The 293-nt window shown below is 44.0% G+C and carries 1 pseudogene; it reads left to right on the top strand.

What is annotated here, in order from left to right:
* Positions 1-293: pseudogene (locus CES79_RS12435) on the top strand (L-lactate dehydrogenase); the annotation flags it as partial.

Raw genomic sequence — 293 nt, 5'->3', positions numbered from 1 at the left:
GCTTTGGGTAAGAAGTTGAACTTGGATCCACGTAGCATCGACGCCTACATTATGGGTGAACATGGTGATACTGAATTCGCTGCTTACGATGAAGCCACCATTGGTTCAAGACCATTACGTTCAGTTACTCAGGAACATGGCATTACCGATGCTGACCTTGACGAAATTGAAGATCAAACCATGCACAAGGCATACGAGATCATCAATACCAAGGGTGCTACCTACTATGGTGTTGCCACATCATTGATGCGGATCACCAAAGCCATTTTACGTGATGAAAATGCTATTTTACC

The organism is Secundilactobacillus silagei JCM 19001 (genome assembly GCF_002217945.1).
In the GTDB taxonomy this organism is placed as follows: domain Bacteria; phylum Bacillota; class Bacilli; order Lactobacillales; family Lactobacillaceae; genus Secundilactobacillus; species Secundilactobacillus silagei.
The sequence above is the reverse complement of the archived record's forward strand: the minus strand, read 5'-3'. Positions and strand labels throughout refer to the sequence as shown.